The sequence below is a fragment of the Cupriavidus nantongensis genome (assembly GCF_041726985.1).
In the GTDB taxonomy this organism is placed as follows: domain Bacteria; phylum Pseudomonadota; class Gammaproteobacteria; order Burkholderiales; family Burkholderiaceae; genus Cupriavidus; species Cupriavidus nantongensis_A.
In genome coordinates this window covers 661,158-687,495 of sequence record NZ_CP168302.1, presented here as the reverse complement: position 1 = coordinate 687,495, position 26,338 = coordinate 661,158, and the positions used below count along the sequence as shown (strand labels likewise).

The 26,338-nt window shown below is 69.1% G+C and carries 25 protein-coding genes; 13 read left to right on the top strand and 12 right to left on the bottom strand.

What is annotated here, in order from left to right; genetic code table 11:
• The first annotated feature begins 11 nt into the window (after positions 1–11).
• The 3 genes from ACEI37_RS02865 (at position 12) to ACEI37_RS02855 (ending at position 1,832) form a co-directional block, all read left to right on the top strand.
• The gene (locus tag ACEI37_RS02865) at positions 12–749 is read left to right on the top strand and encodes a GntR family transcriptional regulator (RefSeq protein ID WP_373377240.1); all 738 of its coding nucleotides are present in this window, start codon (positions 12–14) and stop codon (positions 747–749) included.
• Between the two features lie 103 nt (positions 750–852).
• On the top strand, positions 853–1,206 hold the full coding sequence (locus ACEI37_RS02860; protein WP_373377239.1) for a DUF2880 domain-containing protein: 354 nt from the start codon (positions 853–855) through the stop codon (positions 1,204–1,206).
• Between the two features lie 143 nt (positions 1,207–1,349).
• Positions 1,350–1,832 (top strand): DUF1579 domain-containing protein, encoded by a 483-nt coding sequence (locus ACEI37_RS02855; protein WP_373377238.1) that lies wholly within the window; start codon positions 1,350–1,352, stop codon positions 1,830–1,832.
• A 3-nt stretch (positions 1,833–1,835) separates the two neighbouring features.
• Here the strand turns inward: ACEI37_RS02855 and ACEI37_RS02850 are convergent, their stop codons facing one another.
• The 4 genes from ACEI37_RS02850 to ACEI37_RS02835 all read right to left on the bottom strand — a co-directional run bounded on the left by ACEI37_RS02850 (position 1,836) and on the right by ACEI37_RS02835 (position 5,456).
• On the bottom strand, positions 1,836–4,109 hold the full coding sequence (locus ACEI37_RS02850; RefSeq protein WP_373377237.1) for a VTT domain-containing protein: 2,274 nt from the start codon (positions 4,107–4,109) through the stop codon (positions 1,836–1,838).
• 170 nt (positions 4,110–4,279) lie between these two features.
• Entirely contained in the window at positions 4,280–4,618 is a 339-nt protein-coding gene (locus ACEI37_RS02845; RefSeq protein ID WP_373377236.1) for a hypothetical protein, read from the bottom strand.
• Between the two features lie 157 nt (positions 4,619–4,775).
• Positions 4,776–4,973 carry a hypothetical protein gene (locus ACEI37_RS02840; protein ID WP_373377235.1) on the bottom strand — a complete coding sequence of 66 codons (198 nt, stop codon included), beginning with the start codon at positions 4,971–4,973 and terminating at the stop codon, positions 4,776–4,778.
• A gap of 210 nt (positions 4,974–5,183) precedes the next feature.
• Positions 5,184–5,456 (bottom strand): DUF2188 domain-containing protein, encoded by a 273-nt coding sequence (locus ACEI37_RS02835; protein ID WP_373377234.1) that lies wholly within the window; start codon positions 5,454–5,456, stop codon positions 5,184–5,186.
• 301 nt (positions 5,457–5,757) lie between these two features.
• Here ACEI37_RS02835 and ACEI37_RS02830 point away from each other — a divergent pair, with 301 nt between their 5' ends.
• Positions 5,758–5,901 carry an entericidin A/B family lipoprotein gene (locus tag ACEI37_RS02830; RefSeq protein WP_012355598.1) on the top strand — a complete coding sequence of 48 codons (144 nt, stop codon included), beginning with the start codon at positions 5,758–5,760 and terminating at the stop codon, positions 5,899–5,901.
• Between the two features lie 62 nt (positions 5,902–5,963).
• Here ACEI37_RS02830 and ACEI37_RS02825 read toward each other — a convergent pair whose 3' ends face one another.
• Entirely contained in the window at positions 5,964–6,950 is a 987-nt protein-coding gene (locus tag ACEI37_RS02825) for an AraC family transcriptional regulator (RefSeq protein ID WP_111517074.1), read from the bottom strand.
• Positions 6,951–7,097: 147 nt separating this feature from the next.
• Here ACEI37_RS02825 and ACEI37_RS02820 point away from each other — a divergent pair, with 147 nt between their 5' ends.
• The gene (locus ACEI37_RS02820) at positions 7,098–8,276 is read left to right on the top strand and encodes an acyl-CoA dehydrogenase family protein (protein WP_373377233.1); all 1,179 of its coding nucleotides are present in this window, start codon (positions 7,098–7,100) and stop codon (positions 8,274–8,276) included.
• Entirely contained in the window at positions 8,273–8,848 is a 576-nt protein-coding gene (locus ACEI37_RS02815; protein WP_373377232.1) for a flavin reductase family protein, read from the top strand. The genes ACEI37_RS02820 and ACEI37_RS02815 overlap by 4 nt, the downstream gene beginning before the upstream one ends.
• Here the strand turns inward: ACEI37_RS02815 and ACEI37_RS02810 are convergent.
• Positions 8,845–9,714, bottom strand: a complete 870-nt coding sequence (locus ACEI37_RS02810; protein WP_373377231.1) for a DMT family transporter — start codon at positions 9,712–9,714, stop codon at positions 8,845–8,847. The genes ACEI37_RS02815 and ACEI37_RS02810 overlap by 4 nt on opposite strands.
• 18 nt (positions 9,715–9,732) lie before the next feature.
• A complete protein-coding gene (locus ACEI37_RS02805; RefSeq protein WP_373377230.1) occupies positions 9,733–10,668 on the bottom strand; it encodes a 2-hydroxy-3-oxopropionate reductase in 936 nt (311 codons plus the stop codon).
• Positions 10,669–11,009: 341 nt separating this feature from the next.
• Here ACEI37_RS02805 and ACEI37_RS02800 point away from each other — a divergent pair, with 341 nt between their 5' ends.
• Together ACEI37_RS02800 and ACEI37_RS02795 are read left to right on the top strand one after the other, a co-directional pair.
• Positions 11,010–12,002, top strand: coding sequence for a tripartite tricarboxylate transporter substrate binding protein (locus tag ACEI37_RS02800; protein WP_373377704.1), 993 nt, complete (start codon positions 11,010–11,012; stop codon positions 12,000–12,002).
• Positions 12,003–12,033: 31 nt separating this feature from the next.
• Positions 12,034–13,497, top strand: a complete 1,464-nt coding sequence (locus ACEI37_RS02795) for an aldehyde dehydrogenase family protein (protein WP_373377229.1) — start codon at positions 12,034–12,036, stop codon at positions 13,495–13,497.
• A 13-nt stretch (positions 13,498–13,510) separates the two neighbouring features.
• On the opposite strand, the gene ACEI37_RS02790 is transcribed toward ACEI37_RS02795, so the two are convergent.
• Complete coding sequence (locus ACEI37_RS02790; RefSeq protein WP_373377228.1) at positions 13,511–14,590, bottom strand: maleylacetate reductase; 1,080 nt, start codon at positions 14,588–14,590, stop codon at positions 13,511–13,513.
• Positions 14,591–14,742: 152 nt separating this feature from the next.
• On the opposite strand from ACEI37_RS02790, the gene ACEI37_RS02785 reads away from it, so the two are divergent.
• Complete coding sequence (locus ACEI37_RS02785; RefSeq protein WP_373377227.1) at positions 14,743–15,774, top strand: LysR family transcriptional regulator; 1,032 nt, start codon at positions 14,743–14,745, stop codon at positions 15,772–15,774.
• A 119-nt stretch (positions 15,775–15,893) separates the two neighbouring features.
• Positions 15,894–16,769, top strand: coding sequence for a LysR family transcriptional regulator (locus ACEI37_RS02780; RefSeq protein ID WP_373377226.1), 876 nt, complete (start codon positions 15,894–15,896; stop codon positions 16,767–16,769).
• Positions 16,770–16,867: 98 nt separating this feature from the next.
• Here the strand turns inward: ACEI37_RS02780 and ACEI37_RS02775 are convergent, their stop codons facing one another.
• From ACEI37_RS02775 to ACEI37_RS02760, 4 genes are all read right to left on the bottom strand, one after another.
• On the bottom strand, positions 16,868–17,866 hold the full coding sequence (locus tag ACEI37_RS02775; RefSeq protein WP_373377225.1) for an NAD(P)H-quinone oxidoreductase: 999 nt from the start codon (positions 17,864–17,866) through the stop codon (positions 16,868–16,870).
• 273 nt (positions 17,867–18,139) lie between these two features.
• Positions 18,140–19,243: a malate/lactate/ureidoglycolate dehydrogenase gene (locus ACEI37_RS02770; RefSeq protein ID WP_373377224.1), complete on the bottom strand. Its 1,104-nt coding sequence runs from the start codon at positions 19,241–19,243 to the stop codon at positions 18,140–18,142.
• A 127-nt stretch (positions 19,244–19,370) separates the two neighbouring features.
• The gene (locus ACEI37_RS02765; RefSeq protein WP_373377223.1) at positions 19,371–19,655 is read right to left on the bottom strand and encodes a hypothetical protein; all 285 of its coding nucleotides are present in this window, start codon (positions 19,653–19,655) and stop codon (positions 19,371–19,373) included.
• 104 nt (positions 19,656–19,759) lie between these two features.
• The gene (locus ACEI37_RS02760) at positions 19,760–20,515 is read right to left on the bottom strand and encodes a GntR family transcriptional regulator (RefSeq protein WP_373377222.1); all 756 of its coding nucleotides are present in this window, start codon (positions 20,513–20,515) and stop codon (positions 19,760–19,762) included.
• Between the two features lie 170 nt (positions 20,516–20,685).
• Between ACEI37_RS02760 and ACEI37_RS02755 the strand changes: the two genes are divergently transcribed.
• The 3 genes from ACEI37_RS02755 (at position 20,686) to ACEI37_RS02745 (ending at position 26,259) form a co-directional block, all read left to right on the top strand.
• Entirely contained in the window at positions 20,686–21,906 is a 1,221-nt protein-coding gene (locus tag ACEI37_RS02755) for an alanine--glyoxylate aminotransferase family protein (RefSeq protein ID WP_373377220.1), read from the top strand.
• 149 nt (positions 21,907–22,055) lie between these two features.
• The gene (locus ACEI37_RS02750; RefSeq protein ID WP_373377219.1) at positions 22,056–25,100 is read left to right on the top strand and encodes an FAD-binding and (Fe-S)-binding domain-containing protein; all 3,045 of its coding nucleotides are present in this window, start codon (positions 22,056–22,058) and stop codon (positions 25,098–25,100) included.
• The gene (locus ACEI37_RS02745; RefSeq protein ID WP_373377217.1) at positions 25,093–26,259 is read left to right on the top strand and encodes a DSD1 family PLP-dependent enzyme; all 1,167 of its coding nucleotides are present in this window, start codon (positions 25,093–25,095) and stop codon (positions 26,257–26,259) included. Before ACEI37_RS02750 ends, ACEI37_RS02745 begins: the two co-directional genes overlap by 8 nt.
• Positions 26,260–26,338 lie beyond the last annotated feature (79 nt).

Sequence of the window (26,338 nt, the reverse complement as noted above, 5' to 3'; positions counted from 1 at the left end):
GGGCCGTCCCCATGAATCCCCCGAATCTCGTGACAACCAGCTCATTGCCCCGCTTCAAGCAGATCGAAGGCGCGCTGCGCCAGCGCATCGTCAACAACGAATGGACGCCGGGCATCAAGCTGCCGTCGGAGGCCGAGCTGATGGCGGAGTTCGGCGTCAGCCGCATCACCGTGCGCCAGTCGCTGGCGTCGTTGCTGGCCGAGGGGCTGATCGAAACCGTTCACGGCAAGGGTAGCTTTGTCAGCCGCCCGGCGGGGCAGGCGGACCTGGGGCCGCTAACCGGCTTCTATGACTACATGCGCGCCCGAGGCCACGAAGCGCACGGCAAGCTGCTGTCGACGCGGCTGATCACCGCGCCGGCCATCGCCGCGGACGCGCTGCGCATGCCCCCCGGCAGCAAGCTGCTGAGCGTGACCACGCTCAAGTCCGTAGCCGGCACGCCGGTGGCGGTCGGCGCGACCATGGCGCCCGAAGCGCTGATGCGCGCGATCCTCGAGCACGACCTGGAAAACAACGACGCGCTGATGATCGTGGAGGCCCGGCTCGGCTATCGCCTCAAGTACCTGCACACGGAAAGCGCGGCGATCCCCGCGACCGCAGAAAGCGCGCGCCGGCTCAAGGTCGAGCCGGGCGAGCCGCTGCTGCGCATCCGCTTCACGCCGCACGATATTGACGACCGGCCGCTGGCGTTTTCCGAATTCATGTTCCGCGGCGACAAATTCACCTACAAGGCTTGCGTGCGGCGTTAGGGCCGCTGGCTGTGGCGGCAAGGGAACTTTTGCCCGCGCGCCGCGGCCTGAACTGCATCGGTGCCGGGTGCGATCTGGCACCGCCCAGTCGCAGGAGTCCAGGATGTTCTCGCCGCTTTCCCCACGTTTGCTGTCTGCCGCGCTCGCGGTAGCGTTGTCCGCGGGCGTGCCGGCCGCGCTGGCCGCGGCCCAGCACGATGCATCGCGCCCGCCGGGCAAGGAAGGCGCGCCCGAGGCCGCCTGCAAGCAAGCGGTCAAGGCGGCGCTGCCCAATCCCGCCAGCTTCAAGTGGGTGGCCGCCACCGCGCGCCAGATCGACAAGGATAACTACAGCGTGGTGGCCGATGTCGAATACCTGGCCCAGGACGGCGCCGTGCGCGAGGCCAAGGTCCAGTGCGACGTACGCCGCGCCCAGGGCAACCGCTACGCCGTGCCGAAGATGCGGCTGCCGCATTAACCCGCCACTGAGTCGCCTGTGCCGGCTGTTGCAATTTAATGTGGACGCTGTCCATTTCTTTTGCTAGTCTATGTGTACAGCATCCACAAATGCTCGCGGCGAACGCCACATCCCAGCCGTTACCCACTCACTGGAGACCGAACATGCAAATCGAAGCACAAAAGGAACACCGCTGGCTGCAACGTCTGGTTGGCAACTGGATGGCGGAGGGCGAGGCCGTCATGGGACCGGACCAGCCGGTGCAGACCTGGCAGATTCCGGAGCGGGTCAGCGCGATCGGCGACGTCTGGGTGCAGTGCGTGGCCCAGGGCGACATGCCGGGCTGCGGCCCGGCCTCGACGGTCATGACGCTGGGCTACGACCCGGCACGCAAGCACTTTGTCGGCACCTTCATCGGCTCGATGATGACCCACCTGTGGGTCTACGAAGGCGACCTCGACGCGGGCGGCCAGCAACTGACGCTGCGCGCCGAAGGGCCGGACTGCTCGGGCAACGGCCGCATGGTGCAGTACCGCGACGTGATCACGTTCCGCGACGACAACCACCGCGAACTGACTTCGTACATGCAGGGCGAAAACGGCGAGTGGACGCAGATCGTGAAGGCCACCTACCGCCGCCAGCCCTGAGCGTCAGGAGCGCTCCCCGGCCATCCGCGACAGCCGCGACAAGCGCGAGCCCGGGCCGGGCGGATCGTCGTGGCGCCCGGCGCGCTGCCGCGCCGCATTGCGCCGGCGCCGGCGGCGCAGCAACAGCAGCAGCGATGCGGGTACCAGCAGCACCAGGGCCAGCAGCGCAAAGGTGAGCAGCCCCGGGTCGCGCGCCGCCGCGGCGACCCGGTCCACCAGCAAGGCACTGACCACGATGCCCGGCAACATCCCCAGCGCGGTGCCGATCAGGCAATCGCGCAGGCTGATGCGCGACGCACCCACCACCAGGTTGACCAGAGAGAATGGTGCGATCGGCACCAGCCTCAGCACCACCATGGCGACGATGCCGTGCTTGCCCAACTGGTGGCTGACGCGGTTCAGCCGCCTGCCGCCAAAACGGCGCACCGCGTGGCGCCCCAGCAGCCGGCCGGCAAGGTAGCCCGCGCCCGTGCTCAGCACCGTGCCGCACAGCGCCAGCACGGCGCCGTAAAGCGGGCCGAACACCACCACCGTGACCAGGATCAGCAGCGTCACCGGCAGCAACGTCACCGCGCCGGCCAGATAGACACCCATCATGGCCAGCGGCGCGAGCGGCATCTCATCCACGCGCTCGATGGCGCCAAGCAGGGCGCGGAAGTCCGCCCACTCGCGCAGCGGCGTATAGCGCCACGTGAAGAAAAGCCCCGCTACCAGCAGCGCCAGCGCCACCATTGCCCCGACGCGCCCGAGCACGCGCGGTCGCGCCTCGTGGCTGACGAACTCGGCCAGCACCTGGTCGCTGTCGATTGGCTCGATCGGGTCCAGCAGGTTGGCGGCCGGTGACGCGGCATCGACATCGTCGGGCAGCGGCGGCACATAGTCTTCCAGCGAGCGGCCGTCGCTGCGCTGCAGGTTGCGGATCGCGCCAAGCACGCTGCGCGTGGCGGCCACTTCGGCCTGGAACGCTTCGGGCGACACCTCGAGGTGTTCGCCCAGCAGCCGCGCGCGCATTGCAGCGATGGCGGCCTGGATGCGCGGCTCGCCGCCGGAGACCACCACGATATTGCACTCGGTGTCCAGCCCCAGCGAGCGGTTGCTGAGGTTGGCGGAACCGATGGTAAGGAAGTCGTCGTCGATCACCGTCACCTTGCTATGGACGTTGACGCAATCGGGGTCCAGGCCGGGGATCGTCGGGCAGTAAAGGCGGAAGCGGTCGAACTTGTCGGCCGCGCGCAGGCGCCGGTAAAGGCGTGCGCGCAGCACCCCCATGCTGTGCGCCTCGAGCCAGCCGCTCTCGTTGCGGCGCGACACCAGCACGATGTCCGGCCCGTCCTCGTGTCCGAGCCGCGCGGCCAGCGCCTTGGCGATCTCGCCAGAGCTGAAGTACTGGTTCTCCATGTAGACGCTGTGCCGTGCCGAGGCGATGGCATCGCGCAGAAGCATGCGGATTTCGCTGACGCCGGCCTGGTCTTCGCACATCGGCATGGTGCGGGCGATGCCCACGCGCACGTCGGTCAGTTCGGGCGCCAGGCTGGAGGGCCACGGATCCGACGAGGTTGCCGCCGCCGGCCGCGGCCGGCTGCCGCTGGCGCGCAGCCAGCGCTCCGCGCACAGCTGGCCGAGCGCCGCGGCCGCGCTGCCGTCGACCGCGCACTGCACGTCATGGAAGGGCGCGTACGGCCGGCCCTCGGCCATGCGCAGCGGCGCGCCGGGCGCGTGCTGGTTGTCGTCCCAGCGCCGCAACGTCAGGTCCAGCCCGCCGACGAAGGCGACCTTGTTGTCGAGCACCACTACCTTCTGGTGGTGCGATGCGCCGGGAGGATGATTGCCGTCCAGCAGGAACGACAGATGCCGGTGCGCCTGCCAGTGCGCGCTGGCCGAGGGCAGCCATTCGCGCTCCATCGCCATCACCATGGCGTAGTCCCAGCTCAGGATGTAGATGCGCAGGTTGGGGCGACGGTCGGCCAGGGCGCACAGGAAGTCGCGCAGCCCGGGCGGCAGGCCATCGTGCGCGCCGGCGGGGACCAGTTCCATGCGGCTGTCGATGTCCCAGCCCAGAATGAAGATGGTGTGCTCGGCCAGCGGCAGCGCCTCGCGCAGCGCGCGGAAATAGGCGTCGGCGTCGACCAGCATGGCAAAGCGCCGGCACGGTTCGACGCGCCAGCAGTTGCGCCCGGGCTCGAGCTGGAAGCCGGGCGGCGAGGCGGGATCATGCGGTGGTGGCGACGCCGTCGGCGCTGGGAACGCCGTGGTGCCGGGCGGGTTGTATTGCCTCATTGCGCACGCTCAGGGGGAAGCGAAAGCCATAGCCTGGAGCGTCGCGCAAGTTCCATACCCTGCGCAAGCACCCGTTGCTGGCGCACCAGGCGTGGCTTTTGCGTGTGCGCCTTACCTGCCTTTGTAAGAACGGCACGCGCGAGCCAGCGTGCCGCAGGGCGTGGAGCGTGTCAGGACGCGTGGCCGCGCCGCAGCGTGGCGGGCCGGGCGATGCCCCAGACATCCAGCAGCGGCTCGAAGTGCGGGGTGTTGTCGCGCGGCGCGGGAGTGACGCGCCGTGGCGGCGGCAACGGCCGGCCAGTCAGCACCAGCGGAGTTTCGGCCTCGGGCGGCAGGTCGGGCTCGCCCTCGTAGGCGACGACGCCCATCTGGCGGGCGGATTTGAGCGCGCGGGTCAGTTCGGCTGCGCTCAGGCGGCTGGCGGTGGCGAGCCGGTGCCGGGGCATGGGCCCATTGGCACGCAGGCTGGAAATCAACGCCATCACGCATTCCCGGGTGGTTCGATTCATGTCGCTGCGTCAGAAAAATGGTGCGGCAGCGAACCCGCCGATCGGGTTCCTTGCCTGCGGATAACCATTCTTTAGCAGGGGTCATGGTCTTGCCAACCCGATATGACACTTGTTCACATTCGTGCAAGGGAAGGCGAACGTCCTTCGCCATGGCGCATCAGTGCCGCGTTTTCGGGTCGCCGGTGGGAAAGCTGGGCGGCGCGCCGTCATGCCGGGTCAGCATGGAGCCATGCCGGCGCCACTTGCGGGCGTGGCGATCCTGGATGTCTTCGGCAAGATCGTGCAGTTCCGCGACCCTTGCGTCGAGCGGGTCGAGATAGATGTCCAGCGGACGGTATCGGAGAAGAAAACGCATGGCGGGTCTCGGTGGTTCTGGTCGTCGGCCTGTGGCCTGACTCCAGTATTGGCGGTGGACCCGGGGTTTTCAGCAGAAGATGCGCGACACTTTGATGCGGCTCAATGCATCTGGCGCAATGAACTGTTGCGGCCCGCTGTGTCAGCGGGCACGCAAGGCAATGATGGTGAGGCAGCCGGCACCGCGACGGGCCGGCGAGCCGGGGTGGCGCTAGCGGCCGAGGCGGGCGTTGCCGCGGGCATCGCGGCAATAGATCTTGCGTTCACGCACCAGGCCGTCGCGGCCATGGATGCACAGCGACACGCCGTCCTCGCGGGCACGCATCCAGCCGGCAGCGATTGCGGCTTCCTGCGTCGGGAAGTGCAGTGCGGCGTCGTCGGGGCCGCTTTCCAGGCCCTCGATGGTAAGCGCCCATTCCCCCTCGCTGGCGTAATCGGAGTCGCCGTTCGCGGCGGGAAGCACGTGGATGCTGCGTGACGTCATGGTGTTCTCCGTGATGGCTGGCAGTGACATTGGGGTTTTATAGGATCCCGCGGCCGCGGGCTATCGGTCGCAGTCCTACAAGCATTTTCGGGACCAGCCGTCACGCCGTCCTCGGCACCGCCGTAGTGCGGCATGTCGCGCGTTCTGCTGACATCGCGGTAGGACGAATGCCGACTTTTCGTCGTGCCACGGATTGCTACGATCCAATTGCCGGTTGGGCAACAGGCTGCCCGGTCAAGCCATTCCGAGCTCTTCCATCCTGGCGGCGCATGCCGCATCCACACGAAGCAAGGAGATCATCATGAGAAAGCTATACGCACTGTTTGCCCTCGCTGGCATGCTGCTGGTCACGGGTTGCAACACCATGGCGGGCGCCGGCAAGGATATCGAGCGCGGCGGCGAGAAGGTGCAGGGCGCGGCGGAAAGCACCAAGCAGAAGATGTAAGCCACTGGCGGCCACGCTGTGGCCGGTCGACGGCCCGTGCCCCAGGCGCGGGCCGTTTTCATTCATGCGTGCGCCGCTTCGGTGCAATTGCGGCGCCAGCTGGCCGGCGGCAGCCCGAATTCGCGCTTGAAGGCCCGGCTGAAGGCGGCCTCGGAGTCATAGCCGACCGCGCCGGCGACCTCGCTGATGGAGCGGTTGCCGCTGCGCAGTTCTGCCGCGGCGGTGCGCAGGCGCCAGTGCGCGAGGTACTGCATCGGCGGCTGCCCCAGCAGGTCGGTGAAGCGCTGCGCCAGGGCCGAGCGCGACAGCCCCACATTGCCGGCCAGTTCGTCGACGGTCCACGGATAGGCCGGCCGCGCATGCATGCGCGACAGCGCACGTGCCACGTAGCGGTCGCGCAGCGCGGCGAGCCAGCCGCTTTCATTGGCCGGCAAGGTGTCGATGCAGCGTCGCACCGCCTGCACGAAGAGCAGTTCCGACAGCTTGGCCAGCACGGTGGCGCTGCCGGCGCGCGGCTCCGCCGCCTCCGAGGTGGCGAAGGCGAGCGCCGAGGCCAGCCACGCGGATTCCAGCCCGCTGCCCAGCCCCACCTTGAACAGCCGCGGCAGCGATGTCAGCAGCGGATTGCCCATGGTGTCGTCGAAGCCGAGAAAGCCGCAGACCATGCGCGTGTGTTCGCCGCCGCCGCCGTACGAGACCCGCATGACTTCGCCGGGACTGTTGCGCAGCAGGTCATACACCAGCGGCGCGGAAGGCAAGGGCTGCAGATGGAGGTCGCTGCCGAGCACATGCGGCTCGCCCTGCGGCACCACCAGCAGCTCGCCTGCTTCCACGCGCACCCCTGGGCCGGTGTCGTCGACCAGGCGCGCCCAGCAGACCCCTTCGGTGATCAGGTGATAAGAGACCACGCGGTCGGCGCGTGGCAGGAACGCGGCGCGCAATTCAGCATCGGCTTCACTGATCAGGCACCACGGTGATTTGAATTCGCCGTTCAGGAACACTGCACCGCTAAGTTGCACGGCGCGCAAGAGGTCGGACAAGGCATCCATGGCCACATTCCTCCAGATCCGGGGTTTCGCGCAAGAAAGCCGGACGCCCGATCATACGGGCGAGGGGACCGGGCTCCGATACTAGCACCGTGCCCGTGGCCGTACAACGGCGCGGGACACGCCACCTGACTGGACGGAGACAACACCATGGAAACCCTTTCCGCAGCGGATGCCAGCGCCGGCGCGCAGGCCGACTGGATCGGCCTTGCCGCCACGCTGGGCCGCACCTTCGATGGCCGCGCGCCCGAGATCGACGCGAACGAGCAGTTCGTCAGCGCCAACTATGACGACCTGCGCGCGCACCGCTTCTTTGCCGCGGCGGTGCCGCAGGAGCTGGGCGGCGCCGGGCTGTCGCACCAGCAGCTTGGCGCGGTGCTGCGCGAACTGGGCAAGTATTGCGGCTCGACCGCGCTGGCCTTTGCCATGCATACGCATCCGGTGGCCACGGCCGCATGGCGCTGGCGCAATCAGCAAGCGCCGGTGGAGGGCCTGCTCAAGCGCGTCGGCGCCGAGCAGCTGGTGTTGCTCGGCAGCGGCGGCTCCGACTGGCTCCAGGGCAGCGGCAAGGCCACGCGCGTCGACGGCGGCTATCGCGTCGACGGGCGCAAGATCTTCGCCAGCGGCGCACCGGTGGCGGACCTGTTCATGACCTGCGCGGTCTATGACGACCCGGAGGCCGGCCCGACCGTGCTGCATTTCGCGCTGCCGATGAAGACGCCGGGCGTGCGCGTGCTGTCGAACTGGCACACGCTGGGCATGCGCGGCACCGGCTCGCACGATGTCATGCTGGAAGGCGTGCTGGTGCCCGACACCGCCGTTGCCGCGCGACGTCCACAAGGCGTGTGGCATCCGATGATGCATACGGTGGCGATGATCGCGTTGCCGCTGATCTACGCCGTCTACGTCGGCATCGCCGAGGCCGCGCGGGATATCGCGCTGCAGCTGGCCCGCCAGCGGCGCCTGAACGCGCATGCGGTCGAGGCCGCGGGACGCCTGTGCAATGAAGCCGATGCCGCGCAGCTGGCGCTCGATGCGATGTTCGCTGCCGCGGCCGGCCAGGCACCCGGCGCGATCACCACCAACCGCATCATGAGCGCCCGCACGTTGGCGGCGCGCGCGGTGCTGGCGACGGTGGAAGCGGCGATGGACCTTGCCGGCGGCGCGGGCTTCTATCGCGATGCCGGACTGGAGCGGCGCTTCCGCGATGCGCAGGGCGCGCGCTTCCATCCGCTGCAGGCCGGGGCCCAGCAGGAGTACGCGGGACGCATGGCGCTGGGGCTCGATATCGATGCGCCGACCGGCGAGGTGCGCACGGCAGCGCAATGATGTCCGCCCTGGCACAGCTCTCCTACGACACCGAGGCCTGCAATGACAGCGGCCAGGGCGACGACGCCTGCGCCATCGGCCACGATGGCGCGGCGCGGCGCGCCTTGCGCGATGCGCTGGGGCAGTTTGCCACCGGCGTGACCGTGGTCACGGCCGCCGGCGCGGATAGGCGCCCGGTCGGCGTGACGATCAATGCGTTCGCTTCCGTGTCGCTCGCGCCGCCGTTGCTGCTGTGGTGCCTGGCGCGAAGCTCTGGCAGCCTGCCAGTGTTGCGCGCCGCGCCCTGCCACGCGATCAACGTGCTGGGCAGCGGCCAGCTGGAGATGTGCCGACGCTTTGCCGCGCGCGCCGGCGATCGCTTCGCCGGCATCGCGCATCGTCCCGGTCCGTGCGGCACGGTGCTGATCGACGGCACGCTGGCCTACTTTATCTGCCGGCACCGCTCGGTGCGCACGGTGGGGGACCATGTGCTGTTCGTCGTCGAAGTCATGGCCTATGGCGCCGCGCCTGGCGCGCCGCTGGTGTTCCATGGCGGCGGCTTTGCCGGGGCGCGCGAACCCGGCGCCGGTTAGGCGCGCTCGGCCCGCTTGCCCAGGATCACCAGTGCGATGCCGCCCAGCACCGCCGCCGCGCTCAGCGCCAGCCGCAAGGTCAGGGCCTCGCCCAGCCACGCGGTGCCGCCCACCGCGGCGATGACCGGCACGCTCAGCTGCACGGTGGCCGCGGTAGCGGCACGCAGGCGCGGCACCGCGGCGTACCAGATCACATAGCCGAGCCCCGAAGTGATCGCGCCGGACACCACCGCATAGGCGAGCCCCGGTGCATCCAGCGAGCGCTGCGCCTGGATCGCGGCACCGAGGGCCAGCGCCATGGGCACGGCGCGCACAAAGTTGCCAGCGGTGGTCTCGACCGGATCCGCGGCGCGCTTGCCACGCAGCGAATAGACGCCCCACGCGATGCCCGCCGCAATCATCAGCAGCGATGAGGCCAGCGGCGGCGTCGCCAGGCTCGGCAGCATCAGCCACACCAGGCCGGTCAGCGCGAGCGCCAGGCCGACCCACTGCTGCGCGCGCAGCGGCTCGCCGGTGTAGAGCCCGTAGCCCGTCATGGTGGCCTGTACCGCGGCAAACAGCAGCAGCGCGCCGGTGCCGGCGCTGAGGCGCTCATACGCGAACGAGAACGCCGCTGCATAGCAGAACAGCGCCAGCGCCGATACCCAGTTGCCGCCCAGCGTCATGTTGCCCGCGCCGTGGCGTCCGGCCTGCCGCCGCGCCATCACGATCAGCCACAACACCGCCGCCGCGGCGGCAACGCGCGCCAGCGTGAAGGTGCCGGCGTCGATGGTGGTGCCTTTCAGCGCCAGCCGGCACAGCAGCGAATTGCCGGCGAACGCCAGCATCGCCAGCGCGGTCAGCAGCGCGGTGTTTGCATGCGGCATGCGGGCCGGGCGCTGTGCTTAGCCGGCGGGCCTGCCGTTGCCGCTCTCGCTGGTCTCGTCGGAGTCGCCGAGGGCGAATGAAGACAAATGCTCGATCGCCCGGACCAGCCCGGAATGGTCCCAGGCCGCGCCGCCCAGCCCGTTGCAGACATTGAACAGCTGCTGGCACGACGCCGTATTGGGGAGGCCCACGCCAAGTTCGCGCGCGGTCGACAGCGCCAGTTCAAGGTCCTTCTGGTGCAGCGCGATGCGAAAACCCGGTTCGAAGGTACGCCGGATCATCCGTTCGCCATGTACTTCGAGGATGCGCGAACTGGCAAAGCCGCCCATCAGCGCCTCGCGCACGCGGGCCGGGTCGGCGCCGGCGCGGGCCGCCAGCACCAGGGCCTCGCCGACCGCCTCGATGGTCAGCGCCACGATCACCTGGTTGGCCACCTTCGCCACCTGGCCGTCGCCGGCCGCGCCGACGCGCGTGATGTTCTTGCCCATCAGCTGCAGGATGGGCAGCACGCGGTCGAACACCTCCTGCTTGCCGCCGGCCATGATGGACAAGGTGCCGGCCTTGGCGCCGACTTCGCCGCCCGACACCGGCGCATCGATATAGTCCGCGCCGATGGCCTCGATGCAGCGCGCGAACTCGCGCGTCGCGATCGGCGAGATCGAGCTCATGTCGATCACCGTGACGCCGCCCGCGGTATCGACCAGTCCATCGGCGACGCCGCGTTCGCCGAACAGTACCTTCTCCACGTCAGGGGTGTCGGGCAACATCAGGATGATGGTCTCCGACTGCCTGGCCACGTCCTCGGCGCTGGCACAGGCCTTCACGCCCGCATCCTGCAGGTCTTGCGGCACGCCGCTGCGGCTATGGGCGAACACGCTATGCCCGCCGTCGACCAGGTGCCGCACCATGGGCTTGCCCATCACGCCAAGCCCGATAAAGCCGATCTTGCTCATGTCAGTGTCCGGTAGGGTGGCGCGCCGTGCCGGCGCCGGCGCTTATCCAGATGATAGTCCGCATCCCGGGCATCCCCGCCTGGACGCGACCACGCCGCGCTCGCGGCGAGCGCGCGGCCAAGGCGGGCCACGCGCCAATATCTTTGCTTTGGCCGCAAAGGCATTAGGCGGTGCGCAGGTCTTATCGCCCGCCGCACCCGCCCATATTATTGGATCGGCAAAAAAAGCGGCCTCTCATCTTTGCTCAGAAAGCAAGAGGTGCAATGTGCCCGCCACAAAACAAGGCAATGCAAACCGAGGTGAAGCAAATGGAGACGGCATCTGTACGCAAGCAACGTTTCATGGTCCCGCTGGCGGCGCCGCCAGTGCCGGGCGTCCGGTGGCTGGCCCCGGCGCTGGCTGCCCTGGCGCTGGCCCTGCCCGCCGCAACGACCGCGGCCGAGAGCTGGCCGGCCAAGCCGGTCACGCTGATCGTGCCGTTTCCCGCCGGCGGCGTGGTCGACAAGGTCGCGCGCCAGACGCAGGAGGGCCTGCGCAAGCGCCTGGACCAGTCGGTGATCATCGACAACCGCCCCGGCGCCAGCGGCACCATTGGCACGGCCCAGATCGCGCGCAGCCAGCCGGACGGGTACACCATCGGCATGGTGTTCGACAGCTTTGCCACCGAGCGCCACTTCTATCCGAAGCTGCCGTATGACGCGCAGAAGGATCTCGCCGGCGTCTCGTACATGGTACGGGCGCCGATGGTGCTGGTCGTGCCCGCCGCTTCACCCTACAAGACCGTGCAGGAGTACGTGGCGGCGGCACGAACACCGGGCAAGGTGTCGTACGCGTCGGTCGGGTCCGGCAGCTCCAACCAGCTGGTGGCCGAGGCTTTCCACGAGGCGGCCGGCACCAGCGGCATCCATACGCCCTACAAGGGCGGCGGCCCGGCCATCAATGACCTGCTCGGCGGCCACGTCGATTCGATGATCGCCAGCCTGGCGCTGTGCCTGCCGTATGTGCAGGCCGGCAAGCTGCGCGCGCTGGCGATCACGTCGACGCAACGCGACGCCCGCCTGCCCGGCGTGCCGGCCGTGGCGGAACTCTACAAGGGCTTCGAGGCGTACTCGTGGGTTGCCATGATCGCGCCGGCGAAGACGCCGCCCGCGGTCGTCGCCAGGCTTGCCACGGCGGTGACGGCGACGCTGCGCGATCCGGCCGTGGCCAGGCAGCTGACCGATGGCGGCTTCGACATCGTGGCCGGCGACGGCGCCCAGGCGAACCAGCTGGTCCGGCAGGAATCGGCGCGCTGGGGCCGGCTGATCAAGTCCCGCAATATCGTTGCCGACTAGTTCGTCGGCTTTAACCTGTCCACCATCCAGCATGCAGAACAAGCTCTTTATCAACGGGCGTTTCGTCGACGCACTGAGCGGCGCCACCATCGAAGTACTGAACCCGCACGACGGCAGTGTCATCACCCACATCGCGGCGGCGGAGGCGGCCGATGTCGACGTGGCGGTGGAAGCCGCCGCGCGCGCTTTCCCGGCGTGGTCGCGCATGGCCGCCGCGCAGCGCGGGCGCCTGCTGCTCAGGCTGGCGGATGCCATCGAAGCCAACGCCGAAGAGCTGGCACGGCTCGAATCGCTGGACACCGGCCATCCGATTCGCGATTCCCGGGCCCTCGATGTGCCGCGCACGGCCGCCTGCTTCCGCTACTTCGGCGGCATGGCCGACAAGCTCGAAGGCACGGTGGTGCCGGTGGAGCCGGGTTTCCTCAACTACGTGCAGCGGGCGCCGATCGGCGTGGTCGGGCAGATCGTGCCGTGGAACTTCCCGCTGATGTTCACCAGCTGGAAGATGGGGCCGGCGCTGGCGGCGGGCAATACGGTGGTGATCAAGCCGTCCGAGCTGACGCCGCTGTCGTCGCTGCGCATTGCGGAGCTGATGGCCGAGGTCGGCTTTCCGGATGGCGTGGTCAACGTGGTGCCCGGATACGGCCATACGGCGGGCCAGCGCCTTGCCGCGCATCCGCGCGTCGGCAAGATCGCCTTTACGGGCTCGACCGCCACGGGGCGCAGGATCGTCGAGGCCTCGCAGGGCAACCTGAAACGCGTGCAGCTGGAGCTGGGCGGCAAAGGCGCCAACATCGTCTTCGATGATGCCGATCTCGATGCCGCGGTCAACGGCGCGGCCTGGGCCATTTTCCATAACCAGGGCCAGGCCTGCATCGCCGGTTCACGGCTGGTGCTGCACGAGCGCATTGCCGATGCGTTCCTGGACCGGTTTAGCGCGCTGGCGGCTTCGATCCGGATCGGCAATCCGCTGGACCCGGAGACGGAGATGGGGCCTCTCACTTCGGCGCAGCACCGCGACCGGGTGCTGTCGTACGTGGATGTCGCGCGCGAGCAGGGCGGCAAGGTGCTGGCGGGTGGCAAGGCCCCCGCGGTGGCGGCGCTGGCGCAAGGCTACTACGTCGAGCCAACCATCGTGCAGGCGCGGCCCGATGACCGCGTGGCTCAGGAGGAGGTGTTCGGCCCGTTCGTCACCGTGCTGCGCTTTGGCAGCGACGAGCAGGCGCTGGCCATTGCCAACGGCACGCCGTACGGGCTCGGCAGCGGCCTGTGGACCCGCGACCTGTCACGGGCGCACCAGCTGGCCGGCGCCATGCATGCCGGCATGTGCTGGATCAACTGCTACAAGCGTGTCAGTCCCGGCAGCCCGTTTGGCGGCGTCGGACAGTCGGGCTACGGGCGCGAGATGGGCTTCGAGGCCATGCGCGACTACACCGAGGCACGCTCGGTGTGGGTGAATGTCGACGCGCAGATCGCGCCGCACTACCGCCGCTGAGGCGGTGGGCGCGTCAGGCACGCGGCGGCCGCCCCGCGAAGGCATCCTCAAGCAGCGCCCGGATGCCTTCCGGTTCGAGCGGCCGCGGGTTCGGATACTGGTCGCGCAACGCCAGCGCGCAGACCCGGTCGAGATCGGCCGCCGCCATGCCCAGTTCGCGCAGCGAGGTCGGCGCGCCCAGCCGATGGGACAGGTCGAACACGGCGCGCGCGCCGCAAGCGTGCGGAGCGCCCATGGCCTGCGCGATGGCCTGCATGGCTTGCGGCGCGGCGGCGGCGTTGTAGGCCAGCGCGTGCGGCAGCACCACCGTGTGCACTTCGGCGTGCGGCAGGTTCAGCGTGCCGCCCAGCGTGTGGCACAGCTTGTGATGCAGCCCCACCGTGACGCTGCCGAGCACGGCTCCGCACAGCCAGGCCCCATACAGCGCATCGCCGCGCGCCGCACGCAGCGCCTCCGTCGGCGACGCCACGTCGGCAATGACCGGCAGGGCCCGGCTCAACGCCGCGATGCCTTCGCGCGACATCCACTCGCTGACCGGGTTGCGGTCCGCGGCATAGAGCCCCTCGGCCGCGTGCGCGATCGCATTGATGCCGCTGGTCACGCTGATCGCGGCAGGCAGCGCCTGCGACAGCTCGGGGTCATAGATGACCGTGCGCGGCAGCACGCGCGCATCGCGGCCGGTGCGCTTCAGGCCGGCGTCGGTCAGGCCGTAGATCGTGGTCATTTCGGAGCCGGCGTAGGTCGAAGGCACGGCAATCACCGGCAGGTTCGATTCCAGCGCGATGGCCTTGCCGAGGCCGACGGTCGAGCCGCCGCCGATGGCAACCACGGCGCTGGCGCCGCTGCGCGCGGCGGCCTCGCGCGCGCGGCGTGCCTGTTCGATCGGGACGTGCATGACCGCGCCATCGAAGATGCCGGCGCTGCGCGACCCCAGCAGCGCGGCGGCACGTTCGGCAAGGCCGCGCTGGCCGGGGGTGCACAGCACCAGCACGCGGCCGGCGCAGAGTGCGTCGGCTTCATCGGGCAGCCGTGCCAGGCTGCCATGGCCGAACACGACACGCTGGGGCAAGGTCTGGTAGGAAAAGGGATGCATGCAGGACTCGCGTCGGATAACGTGGCCGGCCTTGGCGCTTTGCACGGCGTGCAAAGACTTGTCGCGGGCCTCAATGCCACCGATACTACGGGCAGCGTGATGGCTGCGGGAAGCCGTCTCGGCCGCGCAATGCCTTTGCGAAGGAAGCACAAATGGAATTTGTCCGCTTTGCCGAAAACCTGGCCACCTTTGTCGACGTCGCGCGTACCGGCAGCTTTTCCGCCGTGGCGCGCCAGCGCGGACAGGTGGCGTCGTCGGTGGCGCGCCAGATCGACGCGCTCGAACGCGAAATGGGCGTGGCGCTGTTCACGCGCTCGACCCGGGCGCTGGCGCGTACCGACGCGGGCGACCTGCTGTACGAGCGCGCGGCGCGCATCCTGCAGGACCTGAGCGAAACCCGAGATGCGGTGGCGGCGCTGGAGCAGGGCGTGGCCGGACGGCTGCGTGTCGCCTGCCTGCCGGCGTTCGCCCGCCGCCATGTGGTGCCTCACCTGGGCAGCCTTTACGCGCAGTATCCCGGCCTGTCGGTCGAGCTGGAGCTGACCGAGCGCGTGGTCGACCCGGTGGTCGAGCGCTTTGACCTGGTGATCCGCGTGGGCCAGCAGGCCGACAGCAACCTGATCGCCCGTTCGATCGCCACGCAGCGCTATGTCGTATGCGCGACGCCGGACTATCTGCGCATGCACGGGCGTCCGACGCATGTCGACGACCTGGCCCGGCATCGCTTGATCGACCGCGCGCACAGCACCAGCATGCGCGGCTGGCGCGAGTTGCTGACGCCCGCCCATGCCGCGCGCGTGGCATTCGCGGTCGAGTGCGACGATTGCGATGCCAGGCGCCTGTCGGTGCTGCAGGGGCTGGGCATTGCGCTGATGCCGGACTGGTCCGTGGGCGAGGACATCGGCGCCGGGCGTCTCGAGGAACTGTTGCTGGAAGGCACCTTGCCGCAGCCGCAAAGCAATATCTACCTGCTGCGCGCGGCACCGCGCGCCACGGCGAAGGTCAAGGCGTTCTGCGCCCATCTTGCGCATGGCATCGGCTCGCCGCCGAGCTGGCAACTGGCGATGGTGCCGGCGCGCGAGAGCGGTCGGCGCAGCCAGGCTACACCGTTGCCAGATGGGCCGCGGCGCGCGCCGGCGGTCAATGCCGGGAGCAGGACGACCGCGCGGGAAGCGCGGACATAAGGGCGCGGACATAAGGGCGCGGACATAAGGGCGCGGGGCAGGACTGCGGGATTTCACCGCGGAAGTCCTGCCCCGGCGCATCAGGATGATTCAGAACCGGCGCCAGGCGCCGCATCGAAGTGAACTGGGACGATACTCGAATTTTCCTCGCGCTCCAGCGCGAGCGCACGCTGCGCCAGGCCGCCCGCGTGGCCGGCGTCGACCAGGCGACGGTAGGGCGCCGGCTGGCGGCACTGGAGCATGCGCTGGGCGCCACGCTGTTCCTGCGGACATCCGAAGGCTATGTGTTGACCCCCGCCGGCGAGAACGCGCTGCGCTCGGCCGAGAAAATGGAGAAGTTCGCCCATGACCTGGTCAGGCAGGCCCAGGGCGCGGACAGCCGGCTGGCAGGCGAGGTCAAGGTGACCACCACCGATTCGCTGGCGCTCGAGTTCGTGATCCCGGCGATCGCACGCGTGCATGCCGAGCATCCGGATGTGCGCGTCATGCTGAATACCTCGACGCAGATGCTGAACCTGGCGCGCCGCGAGGCGGATATCGCGATACGCAACATGAAGCCGGAGAATCCGGACCTGGTGGCGCGCCGGCTCGCGCATTGGCCCGTCGGCCTGTTCGCATCGTCCGAATACCTCGCGCGGCGCGGCACGCCCGCGCAGGCCGATGCCTTTGCGGGCCATGACCTGGTGATGTACCAGCCGTACCTGCACGGCAGTGCCGCGCCGACCCTGGTCGGCGAGCCGATCCACACGGGCAGGCTGGTGGCGGCGGTCAATTCCAGCCTGATGCTGCGTACCATGATCCGCACCGGCATGGCCATCGGCGAGGTGCCGGTGCCGCTGGCCGAGCGCGACGGACTGATGCGGATCTGGCCCGAGCGCGAGCGTGCCGGCCGCTACGAAGTCTGGCTGGTCACGCACCAGGACCTGCGGCATACCGCGCGGGTCAGGGCGATGATCGACAGCATCGTCGACGCTTTCCAGCGTCACGGAGGCTAGCTTTCTGCTTCGGCGGTGTTCGCGGCCAACGGCGCCGACTACCGGACCCTGTTCGGCATCGCGCTGGCGGCGCATGTGAAGCCTGCTGGCACTGTCGCCTACGCGGCGCCGTGGCAGTCCACGGCGAGCACGATCTTGCCGATGCTCTGGTTGGACTCCATGCGACGGTGGGCCTCGGCGGCTCGTTCCAGCGGCACCACGCTGTCGACCACCGGCTTCAGTCCGCTGGCCTGGAAGTTCGCCAGCCAGTGCGCGCTGAAGCGGCTGACCATCGCGTGCTTCTCCTCTGGCGTGCGCGACTTCATCACCGTGCCGAGAATCCTGAGATGGCCGTACAGAATGCGTTCCAGCGGCACGCTGGCGCCGCTGCCGCCGCCGAGGAGCCCGACCTGGACCAGGCGGCCGCCATTGGCGAGCGACAGGATATTGCGCTCGAAATACGGGGCGCCGATAAAGTCGACGATGACATCGACGCCACGCCCCGCGGTGGTTTGCTCGACGATGGCCTGGAAGTCGTCGCGCTGGTAATCGATCAGCACGCTTGCGCCGAGTGCATGCAGCGGATCCAGCTTGTGGCCGCTGGCCGTCGCAAAGACCTGCGCCCCGCATGCCGCGGCCAGCTGCACCGCGGCGGAACCCACGCCGCTGGCCGCTGCGTGAATCAGCACGCGCTCGCCGTCGCGGAGCTGGCCAAGGTGAAGCAGGGCCTCGTGCGCGGTGACGAAAGCTTCCGGGATGGCCGCGGCTTGCACGTAGGTCAGGCCCGCCGGGACCGGCATGGCCATGCGATAGTCGATCCGCGCCAGTTCCGCATAGCCGCCACCGCCGACGATGCCCATGACGCGGTCGCCCGGCGCGAAGCCCTGTACCGCGTCGCCAACGGCCAGGACCTCGCCGGCAATCTCCAGGCCCATGAGCCCGGAGTCGCCAAAGTCGGCGCGGCCATAGGCACCCCGCCGCTGGTTGACGTCGGCGCGGTTCACGCCAGCGGCGTGGTTGCGCACCAGCAGGTCGTGGGGGCGTAACGCGGGATCGGGGACCTCGGCCAGTTGCAGGACATCGACATCGCCGAAGGCGGGAAGGGTGATGGCTTTCACTTGGACTCCTGGAGTGGCCTGCGCAGGAGGAAGGGCGCGCAAGCCGATAAGGGAAGCCCAGTATAGGTTGGCGGTTTCGCGGGAATTGCAGGGACTTTTCCCTTGCTGCCATGCAATTCTGCAGCGGCCCGCCAACAGCGCCGCCACGGGGCATCTACGCCTTCACGAAGTCCAGCAGGTCGGCATTGACCGCGTCGGCGCTAGTGGCGATCAGGCCGTGCGAACCGCAGCGGTACTCGCAAGCACGGTGGCGCGCCTTGCGCGCGCCCCGATTCAGACGCGCGCCAGCGCTGACAGCGGCCCGGGGGCGCGATGCCCGCTGGCCCGTGCCGCCGCCACGCGCGCCGCGGCGTCGTCCAGTTGCGCCAGCGTGCCGGCATCGATCGGAATCTGCTGCGCGCGGGCCGCGCGGCACGCGCGCTCCGGTTCGCCGGGCAGCTGGATGCCGGCCTGGCCGGGCTGCCGCCGCGCGCTTTTCATCCAGTCGGCGAAGGCCGCTACTTCATGCCCGAACGAGGTGCTGGTGCCGAGCCGCGCGGGATCGAACACGATCGCCAGCATGTTGTTCCAGACCGCGTGCTCGTGCCGCAGCGTTTCCGGGCGGATGGTATGGCCGCCTGTGACGGCGGCGCCGAGCAGTTCGCACATCACCGCCAGCACGTGGCCCTTGTGCTCGCCGAAGGGCCGCAAGGCGCCTTGCGGCGTGTCGGCGGGCGGGTACATCACGGCGGCATCGGTGGTGGGCTCGCCGTGCGCGTCGAGCAGGCAGCCGGCGCCGACCGGCACGCCCTTGTTGTGGGCCACGCGCACCTTGCCCAGCGCAATGGCGCTGGTGGCGAAATCCAGCACCAGCGGCGGCTCGCCCGCCATCGGCACGCCGATGGTGAACGGATTGGTGCCGTAGCGCGCGTCGTAGCCGCCGTGGGGCGCCACGATTGGCTTGGACAGCACGTTGACGAAGTGGATCGAGATCATGCCCGCGGCCGTAGCCTGCTCGGCCCAGTGGCCGACGCGCCCGAGGTGGTGCGACTGGCGCAGCCCCATTACGCAGACGCCGTGCTCGCGGGCGCGGGCGATGGCCATCTCCATGGCCTGCGCCGTCACTGCCTGCCCCATGCCGCGGTTGCCGTCCAGGCTAAGCAGGCTGCCGGCGTCGTGCAGCACGCTGACCTCACGGTTCAGCTGCAGCTCGTCGGCCTGCCACGCCAGCACATAGCGCGGGGTCATGCCGACGCCGTGGGAGTCATGTCCGCTCAGGTTGGCGCCGACCAGGTGGTCAGCCGTCAGTTGCGCTTCCTGGGTGCTGCTGCCGGCGGCAAGCCAGAGATCGGTGACCCACTGGTACAGGGCGGGGGTGGGAATGCGGAGTTCGCTCATGTCGGCCTTGGAGGAAGAAATAGCGCTGGAAAACAAGAAGCCCCGTGCCGTGTGATGACAACGGGGCTTTGATGATACGTCCGGCGCGCTCCCGACGATCCGCGCGTGGCCGGTGATCGGCAAATGCCTACTGGCGCGGGGCCTCGTGCGCCGGCGTTCTTGCCAGGATTTCTCTGATGCGGGCCAGGTAGCTGTCGCCCACCGCGCGGTGGGTGCGTGCCGTCTCGGCGGCGAACTGGCGCCGGCTGGGCGGGCGGATGCCCAGGCTGCGGCAGATCGTGGACAGATAGGGCTTGCGCGGGCCCGCCAGGCGCTGCACCGCGCTTTGCAGCGCGGCATCTCCGATGCGGCCGCGCAGCCAGGCCAGCACCTGGCGGTCATAGTCGTTTTGCACGCGAATCAAGTGTTCCATGCCAGGACTCCACTGTTCATCCATACAGTTACTGTAAATATATACAGTATCGGCGTGGAGGCAAGAAAAATCCGGCCCTGGCTGGGAAAAAGGCTGCGCTGCGGCTACGCGTCGGTCGCTTTCAGAAGATTCTTGGGGTCAGTGCCGTCGCCCGCCACCAGTGGCAACACGGCGTCGCGCTTCTCCAGCAAGTGGCGCTTCAGTACCGCCGCCAGGCGCTTGCCGTCGCGGGCTTCCAGCGCGTGGATCATCTCTTCATGGTCCTCGACTGCCTCGTCCCACTTGCCGCTTTGCTGGTTGGAGCGAAAGCGCAGCGCCTGCAGGCGGCGGTTGATCGACTGGTAGGTTTGCCGCAGTGCGCCGTTGCGCGCGGCCTCGTTGATGCGGTCGTGGATCTCCTGGTTGCGGCTGTAGTAGCCCGGCAGGTCGTTCCGGGCGCGGCAAGCCAGCATCGCGTAGTGCAGCGCCTTGATCTGCGCGAGTTCCGCCGCGGTGATGCGCTCGCAGGCCAGTTCGCCGGAAAACGCCTCGAGCCCGCTCATCAGCTCGAAGCTCTCCCTGACTTCGGCCTCGCTCATGCGCGAGATGCTGGCGCCGCGGTTGGGCAGCAGGTCGATCAGGCCTTCGGCCGCCAGCACCTTGAGCGCCTCGCGCAGCGGTGTCCGCGAAATGCCCAGGGTCTCGCACAGTTCGCGTTCATTGAGCTTGGTGCCCGGCGCGAACACGCCTTCGACGATGAACTGGCGCAGGTGCTCGACCACGGTGTCGTGCAAGCGCGGGCGCGCCAGGCGCGGCAGCGAGGGCGGCGGAACGTGCCGGACAACGTCCGCCGCCTGGTCATCGCTATATGGTTTTTGCATTCAATGTCCTCTATCTACTTGGCGCGGATTCTACTGCATCTTGCTTCCTGGCTCCAAAACGGGGGTTAACCATCACAAATTGCGGCAAATTTAACCTTGGGCCACACAGCTCGCTCTGCTATAGTCGATTGCATTCAAAATTCATAAAACAACAAGGAGGCACGATTTCCATGGTCCACCTCGATTTCCATCCCTCTGGCCGCCACTTCCTGCAGATCCCGGGCCCGAGCCCGGTGCCGGACCGCATCCTGCGCGCGATGAGTTATCCGACCATTGATCACCGTGGGCCGGAGTTCGGCGCACTCGGCCGCAAGGTGCTGGCGGGCATCAAGGAAATCTTCAAGACCCGGCACCCGGTGATCATCTATCCGGCGTCGGGCACCGGTGCCTGGGAAGCGGCGCTGACCAACACGCTCAGCCCCGGCGACCACGTGCTGATGTTCGAGACCGGGCATTTCGCGACCTTGTGGAAGAAGATGGCCGAGGCGCTGGGCCTGCGCACGGAGTTCCTAGGCCTGCCCGGCATCGAGGGCTGGCGCCGCGGGGTGCAGGCGGACATGATCGAGGCGCGCTTGCGCGAGGACAGCGGCCACACGATTCGCGCCGTCTGCGTGGTCCACAACGAGACCTCGACCGGCGTGACCTCGGATATCGCCGCGGTGCGCCGGGCCATCGATGCCGCCGGGCACCCGGCGCTGCTGCTGGTGGACACGATCTCGGGCCTGGGTTCGGCCGACTATCGCCATGACGAGTGGGGTGTCGACGTGACCGTGTCCGGCTCTCAGAAAGGCCTGATGCTGCCGCCGGGGATCAGCTTCAACGCGCTCTCGCCCAAGGCGATCGCAGCCAGCCAGCACGCCACGCTGCCGCGCGCGTTCTGGGGCTGGGCCGAGATCATCGAGTCCAACAAGAACGGCTACTGGCCGTACACGCCCAACACCAACCTGCTGTACGGCCTGTCCGAGGCGCTCGACATGATCCTGGGCGAGGGCCTGGAGCAGGTCTTCGCCCGCCACCAGCGGCTGGCCGAGGCGACACGCCAGGCCGTGCGCGCCTGGGGCCTGCAGATCCAGTGCGCGGACCCGGCGGTGTACAGCCCGGTGCTGACCGGCGTGATGATGCCCGACGGCGTCGACGCGGATGCGGTGCGCAAGCTGATCTATGAACGCTTCGACATGTCGCTGGGGCAGGCGCTGGGCAAGATGCGCGGCCGCATGTTCCGCATCGGCCATCTCGGCGATTGCAATGACCTGACCCTGATGGCCACGCTCGCCGGTTGCGAGATGGGGCTGAAGCTGGCAGGCGTGCCGCTCGCCGGCAGCGGCGTGGCCGCGGCGATGGCGTCGCTCGCCGCGCACGCCGACAAGCCGGTGCTCAAGGCCGCCGCCTGAGCGAAGCGGATCGCGCCGCACAGGTCAGGCAGGCGCGGTTCGGTCCGCCGCCTGCCTGACTTTCCTGCCGGAGCAACACCACGACATGCGCCCACCGCAGGCGGCCGCATGCATCGCCGTGGGCGCGCAGCCCTTGTTACTTGCATGCCATGAACATGACTTCGTCCTCCCTGCTGGTCAAGCCGATCCACCTGGTGCCCGCGCAGCACCGGGCCACCTCGCCGCTGTCGGCGCTTCTGCGCAAGGAGTTGCGCGGCGACGTGCTGTTCGACCGCGCCGCCCGCGGCCGCTATGCCACCGATGCTTCCATCTACCAGATCATGCCGGTCGGCGTGGTGGTGCCGCGCGACCAGGCCGACCTGGTGCGCGCGCTCGACATCGCGCGCGACCAGCGCGTGCCGGTGCTGGCCCGCGGCGCCGGCACCAGCCAGTGCGGCCAGACCGTGGGCGAGGCGCTGGTCATCGACACCAGCAAGTGGCTCAACAACGTGGTCGCCTTCGATGCCGGCGCGCGCACGGTGACGGTGGAGCCCGGCATCGTGCTGGACCATCTGAACGCCTGGCTCAAGCCGCACGGGCTGTGGTTCCCGGTGGACGTTTCCACGGGGGCGCAATGCACCATTGGCGGCATGGCCGGCAACAACTCGTGCGGCTCGCGCTCGATCGCCTACGGCAACATGGTGCATAACGTGCTGGCGATCGATGCGGTGCTGGCGGACGGCAGCGATTGCCACTTCGGTTCGCTGGCGCGACCGGTGGCGGCAGGACGTACCGAAGGCATCCTTCATGCGCTGCAGCGCATCGCCACGCGCGAGCGCGGCGAGATTGCCGAGCGCATGCCCAAGGTGCTGCGCCGCGTCGCCGGCTACAACATCGACTTGTTCGACTGCCAGAACCCGCGCGCCTATACCGACGACGGCCACGCCAACCTCGCGCATATCCTGGTCGGTTCCGAAGGCACGCTGGCCTGCAGCCGCCAGCTCACGCTGAAGCTGGCGCCGCTGCCGGCGCACAAGGTGCTGGGCGTGGTCAACTTCCCCACCTTCTACCAGGCGATGGACCTGACGCAGCATATTGTCACGCTGCAACCGGTGGCGGTGGAACTGGTCGACCGCACCATGATCGACCTGTCGATGGAAAACCCGGCCTTCCGCCCGGTGGTCGAGCGTGCACTGGCCGGCGATCCGCAGGCCATCCTGCTGGTGGAGTTCGCCGGCGACGACCGCCAGGCGCTGCTGGCGCAGCTGGACCAGCTGGCCGAACTGATGGACGACCTGGGCCTGCCGGGCTCGGTGGTGAAGATGCCGGAGGAGAAGGCGCAGAAGGCGCTGTGGGACGTGCGCAAGGCCGGCCTGAACATCATGATGAGCATGAAGGGCGACGGCAAGCCGGTCTCGTTCATCGAGGATTGCGCGGTGCCGCTCGAGCACCTGGCCGAATACACGCGCCGCTTGACCGAGGTCTTCCACAAGCACGAGACCGAGGGCACCTGGTACGCGCACGCCAGCGTCGGCACGCTGCACGTGCGGCCGATCCTGGACATGCGCCGCGACGGCGCGCTGCGCATGCGCGAGATCGCGGAAGAGGCGGCCGAGCTGGTGCGCGAATACAAGGGCGCCTATTCCGGCGAGCACGGCGACGGCCTGTGCCGCGGCGAGTGGGTGGCCTGGCAATACGGCCCGCGCATCAACGCCGCGTTCAGCGAGATCAAGGCGCTGTTCGATCCCGACAACCGCTTCAACCCCGACAAGATCGTGCGTCCGCCGCGGATGGATGCGCGCGAGAACTTCCGCTTCGCGCCCGGCTACGCCGCGCTGCCGCTGATGCCGGCGCTGGACTGGTCGGCGTGGAACGTGCGGCGTGACCCGATGACGGGCGCGGAGACCGCGCCCGGCACGGGCAACGATACCGCCACGCATGGCCTCGCGTCGGCCGTGGAGATGTGCAACAACAACGGCCACTGCCGCAAGTTCGACGCCGGCACCATGTGCCCCAGCTATCGCGTGACCAAGGACGAGCAGCACGTGACGCGCGGCCGTGCCAACACGCTGCGGCTGGCGCTGACCGGACAGCTCGGCAGCGACGGGCTGGCCAGCAGCGAAGTGAAGGAGGCGCTGGACCTGTGCGTCTCGTGCAAGGGCTGCAAGCGCGACTGCCCGACCGGCGTCGACATGGCGAAGTTCAAGATCGAGGCGCGCCACGCCTGGACCAGCCGGCACGGCATCAGCGTGCGCGAGCGCATGGTCGCATTCCTGCCGCGCTACGCGCCGGCGGCGAGCCGCGTGCCGGGCCTGCTGGCGCTGGCCGACAGCCTGCCCGGGGTCTCCGGCTGGATCAAGCGCGCGCTCGGGTTTGCCCCGCAGCGTTCGCTGCCGCGCTTCGCCGCGCCGTTCCTGGCGGGACGCCGCGGCACACCCGGCGATGCCGGCAGCAACGCCGATGGCCGCGAGGTGCTGCTCTTCGTCGATACCTTCAGCAACTACATGGAGCCCGACAATGCGCGCGCCGCGCAGGCCGTGCTCGAAGCGGCGGGCTATACCGTGCACTTCAACACCCGCGCAGGCGAACGCCCGCTGTGCTGCGGCCGGACCTTCCTGGCCGCGGGCCTGGTGGACCAGGCGAAGGCCGAGGCGCGGCGCCTGCTCGATACGCTGCGCCCGTTTGTAGAGCGCGGCGTGCCGGTGGTCGGCCTGGAGCCGTCGTGCCTGCTGTCGCTGCGCGACGAGTTCCTGGGCTACGGCTATGGCGACGAGGCGCGCCAGCTCGCCAGCCTGTCGTTCCTGTTCGAGGAATTCCTGGTGCGCGAGCGCCAGGCGGGCCGGCTGGCGTTGCCGCTGCAGCCGCTGCAGGTCTCCGAGGCCATCGTGCACGGGCACTGCCACCAGAAGGCCTTCGATGCCTTCACGCCGGTGCAGACTGTGCTGGGGTGGATACCGGGCCTGAAGGTGGCGCCGGTGGAGTCGTCGTGCTGCGGCATGGCCGGCAGCTTCGGCTATGAGGTCGAGCATTTCGAAGCATCGCAGGCGATGGCCGAGTTGTCGCTGCTGCCGGCGGTGCGCCGGCGCAGCGCCGATGCCATCGTGGTCGCGGACGGCACCAGCTGCCGCCACCAGATCCGTGACGGCGCGCAGGCCGAAGCGGTGCATGTGGCAAGAGTGCTGGCGATGGCGCTGGAGGGCGGCCGCCATGACTGAGCCGATGCGCAATTCGGTCCACGACCGTGCCCGCCTGCAGCCGCCGGCGCCGGCAAAGATCGGCGATCGCGTCGAGGACGTGGGTACGCCGGCGCTGCTGATCGACCTCGATGCCTTCGACCAGAACCTCGCGCGGATGCAGGCGCTTGCCGATGCCGGCGGCGTGGCGCTGCGCCCGCATGCCAAGGCGCACAAGTCGGTTGCGATCGCGCAGCGGCAGATCGCCGCCGGCGCGGTCGGCATCTGCTGCCAGAAGCTCAGCGAGGCCTATCCCTTTGCCGCCGCCGGCATCACCAGCATCCATATCAGCAACGAGTTCGTCGGCGCCGACAAGCTGGCGATGGCGGTGGAGCTGGCCCGGCATGTCGACCTGAGCGTGTGCGTGGACGACGTGCGCCAGGTAGCCGCGATCGGCGCCGCGGCGACCGCCGGCGGAGTGCACATCACGGTGCTGGCGGAAGCCGATGTCGGGCAGGGGCGGTGCGGCGTCGATAGCCCCGAAGCGCTGAGCCGGCTGGTCGATGGGATCGGCGAGGCGCCGTCGCTGCGTTTCGGCGGGATGCAGGCGTATCACGGCGGCGCCCAGCACCTGGCGCACTGGACGCAGCGCCGGGACGCGGCCCGGCGCGCCGCCGAACAGGCGGGCGCCTATGCGGCGCACCTGCGTGCCCGCGGCATCGCCTGCCCCGTCATCACGGGCGGCGGCAGCGGCACCGCGGAGTTCGATTGCGAGAGCGGCGTCTATACCGAGATCCAGCCCGGCAGCTATGTGTTCCTGGACGGGCACTATGGCGCCAGCGAATGGCCCGGGCGCTTCCAGCCGCGGCACGGCCTGTTTCTGGCGACCACGGTGATGAGCACCGCGCGCGCCGGCGTGGCGGTGTGCGATGCGGGCCTGAAGTCGCTCGCGGTGGATTCCGGCCTGCCGCGCCTGTGGTCCGGCCCGGGCAGCGAGTGGCTGCGCTATGTCGCGGCCAACGACGAGCACGGCGTGCTGCAGGTGCTGGACGAAGACGGCCAGGGCCTGCTGGGCAGCAAGCTATGGCTGGTGCCCGGCCACTGTGATCCCACCGCGAACCTGCACGCGCAATACGTGTGCTGCCGCGGCGGGCGTGTGGCCGAGCTGTGGGACATCGCGGCGCGCGGCCTGAGCCGCTGATGCCGCGGCAGCGCAGGAAAAAGAAGAGAAGAGAGCCGCAACAAGCGGCACCGGGTAGTCAAAGCCAAAGGAGACCAAC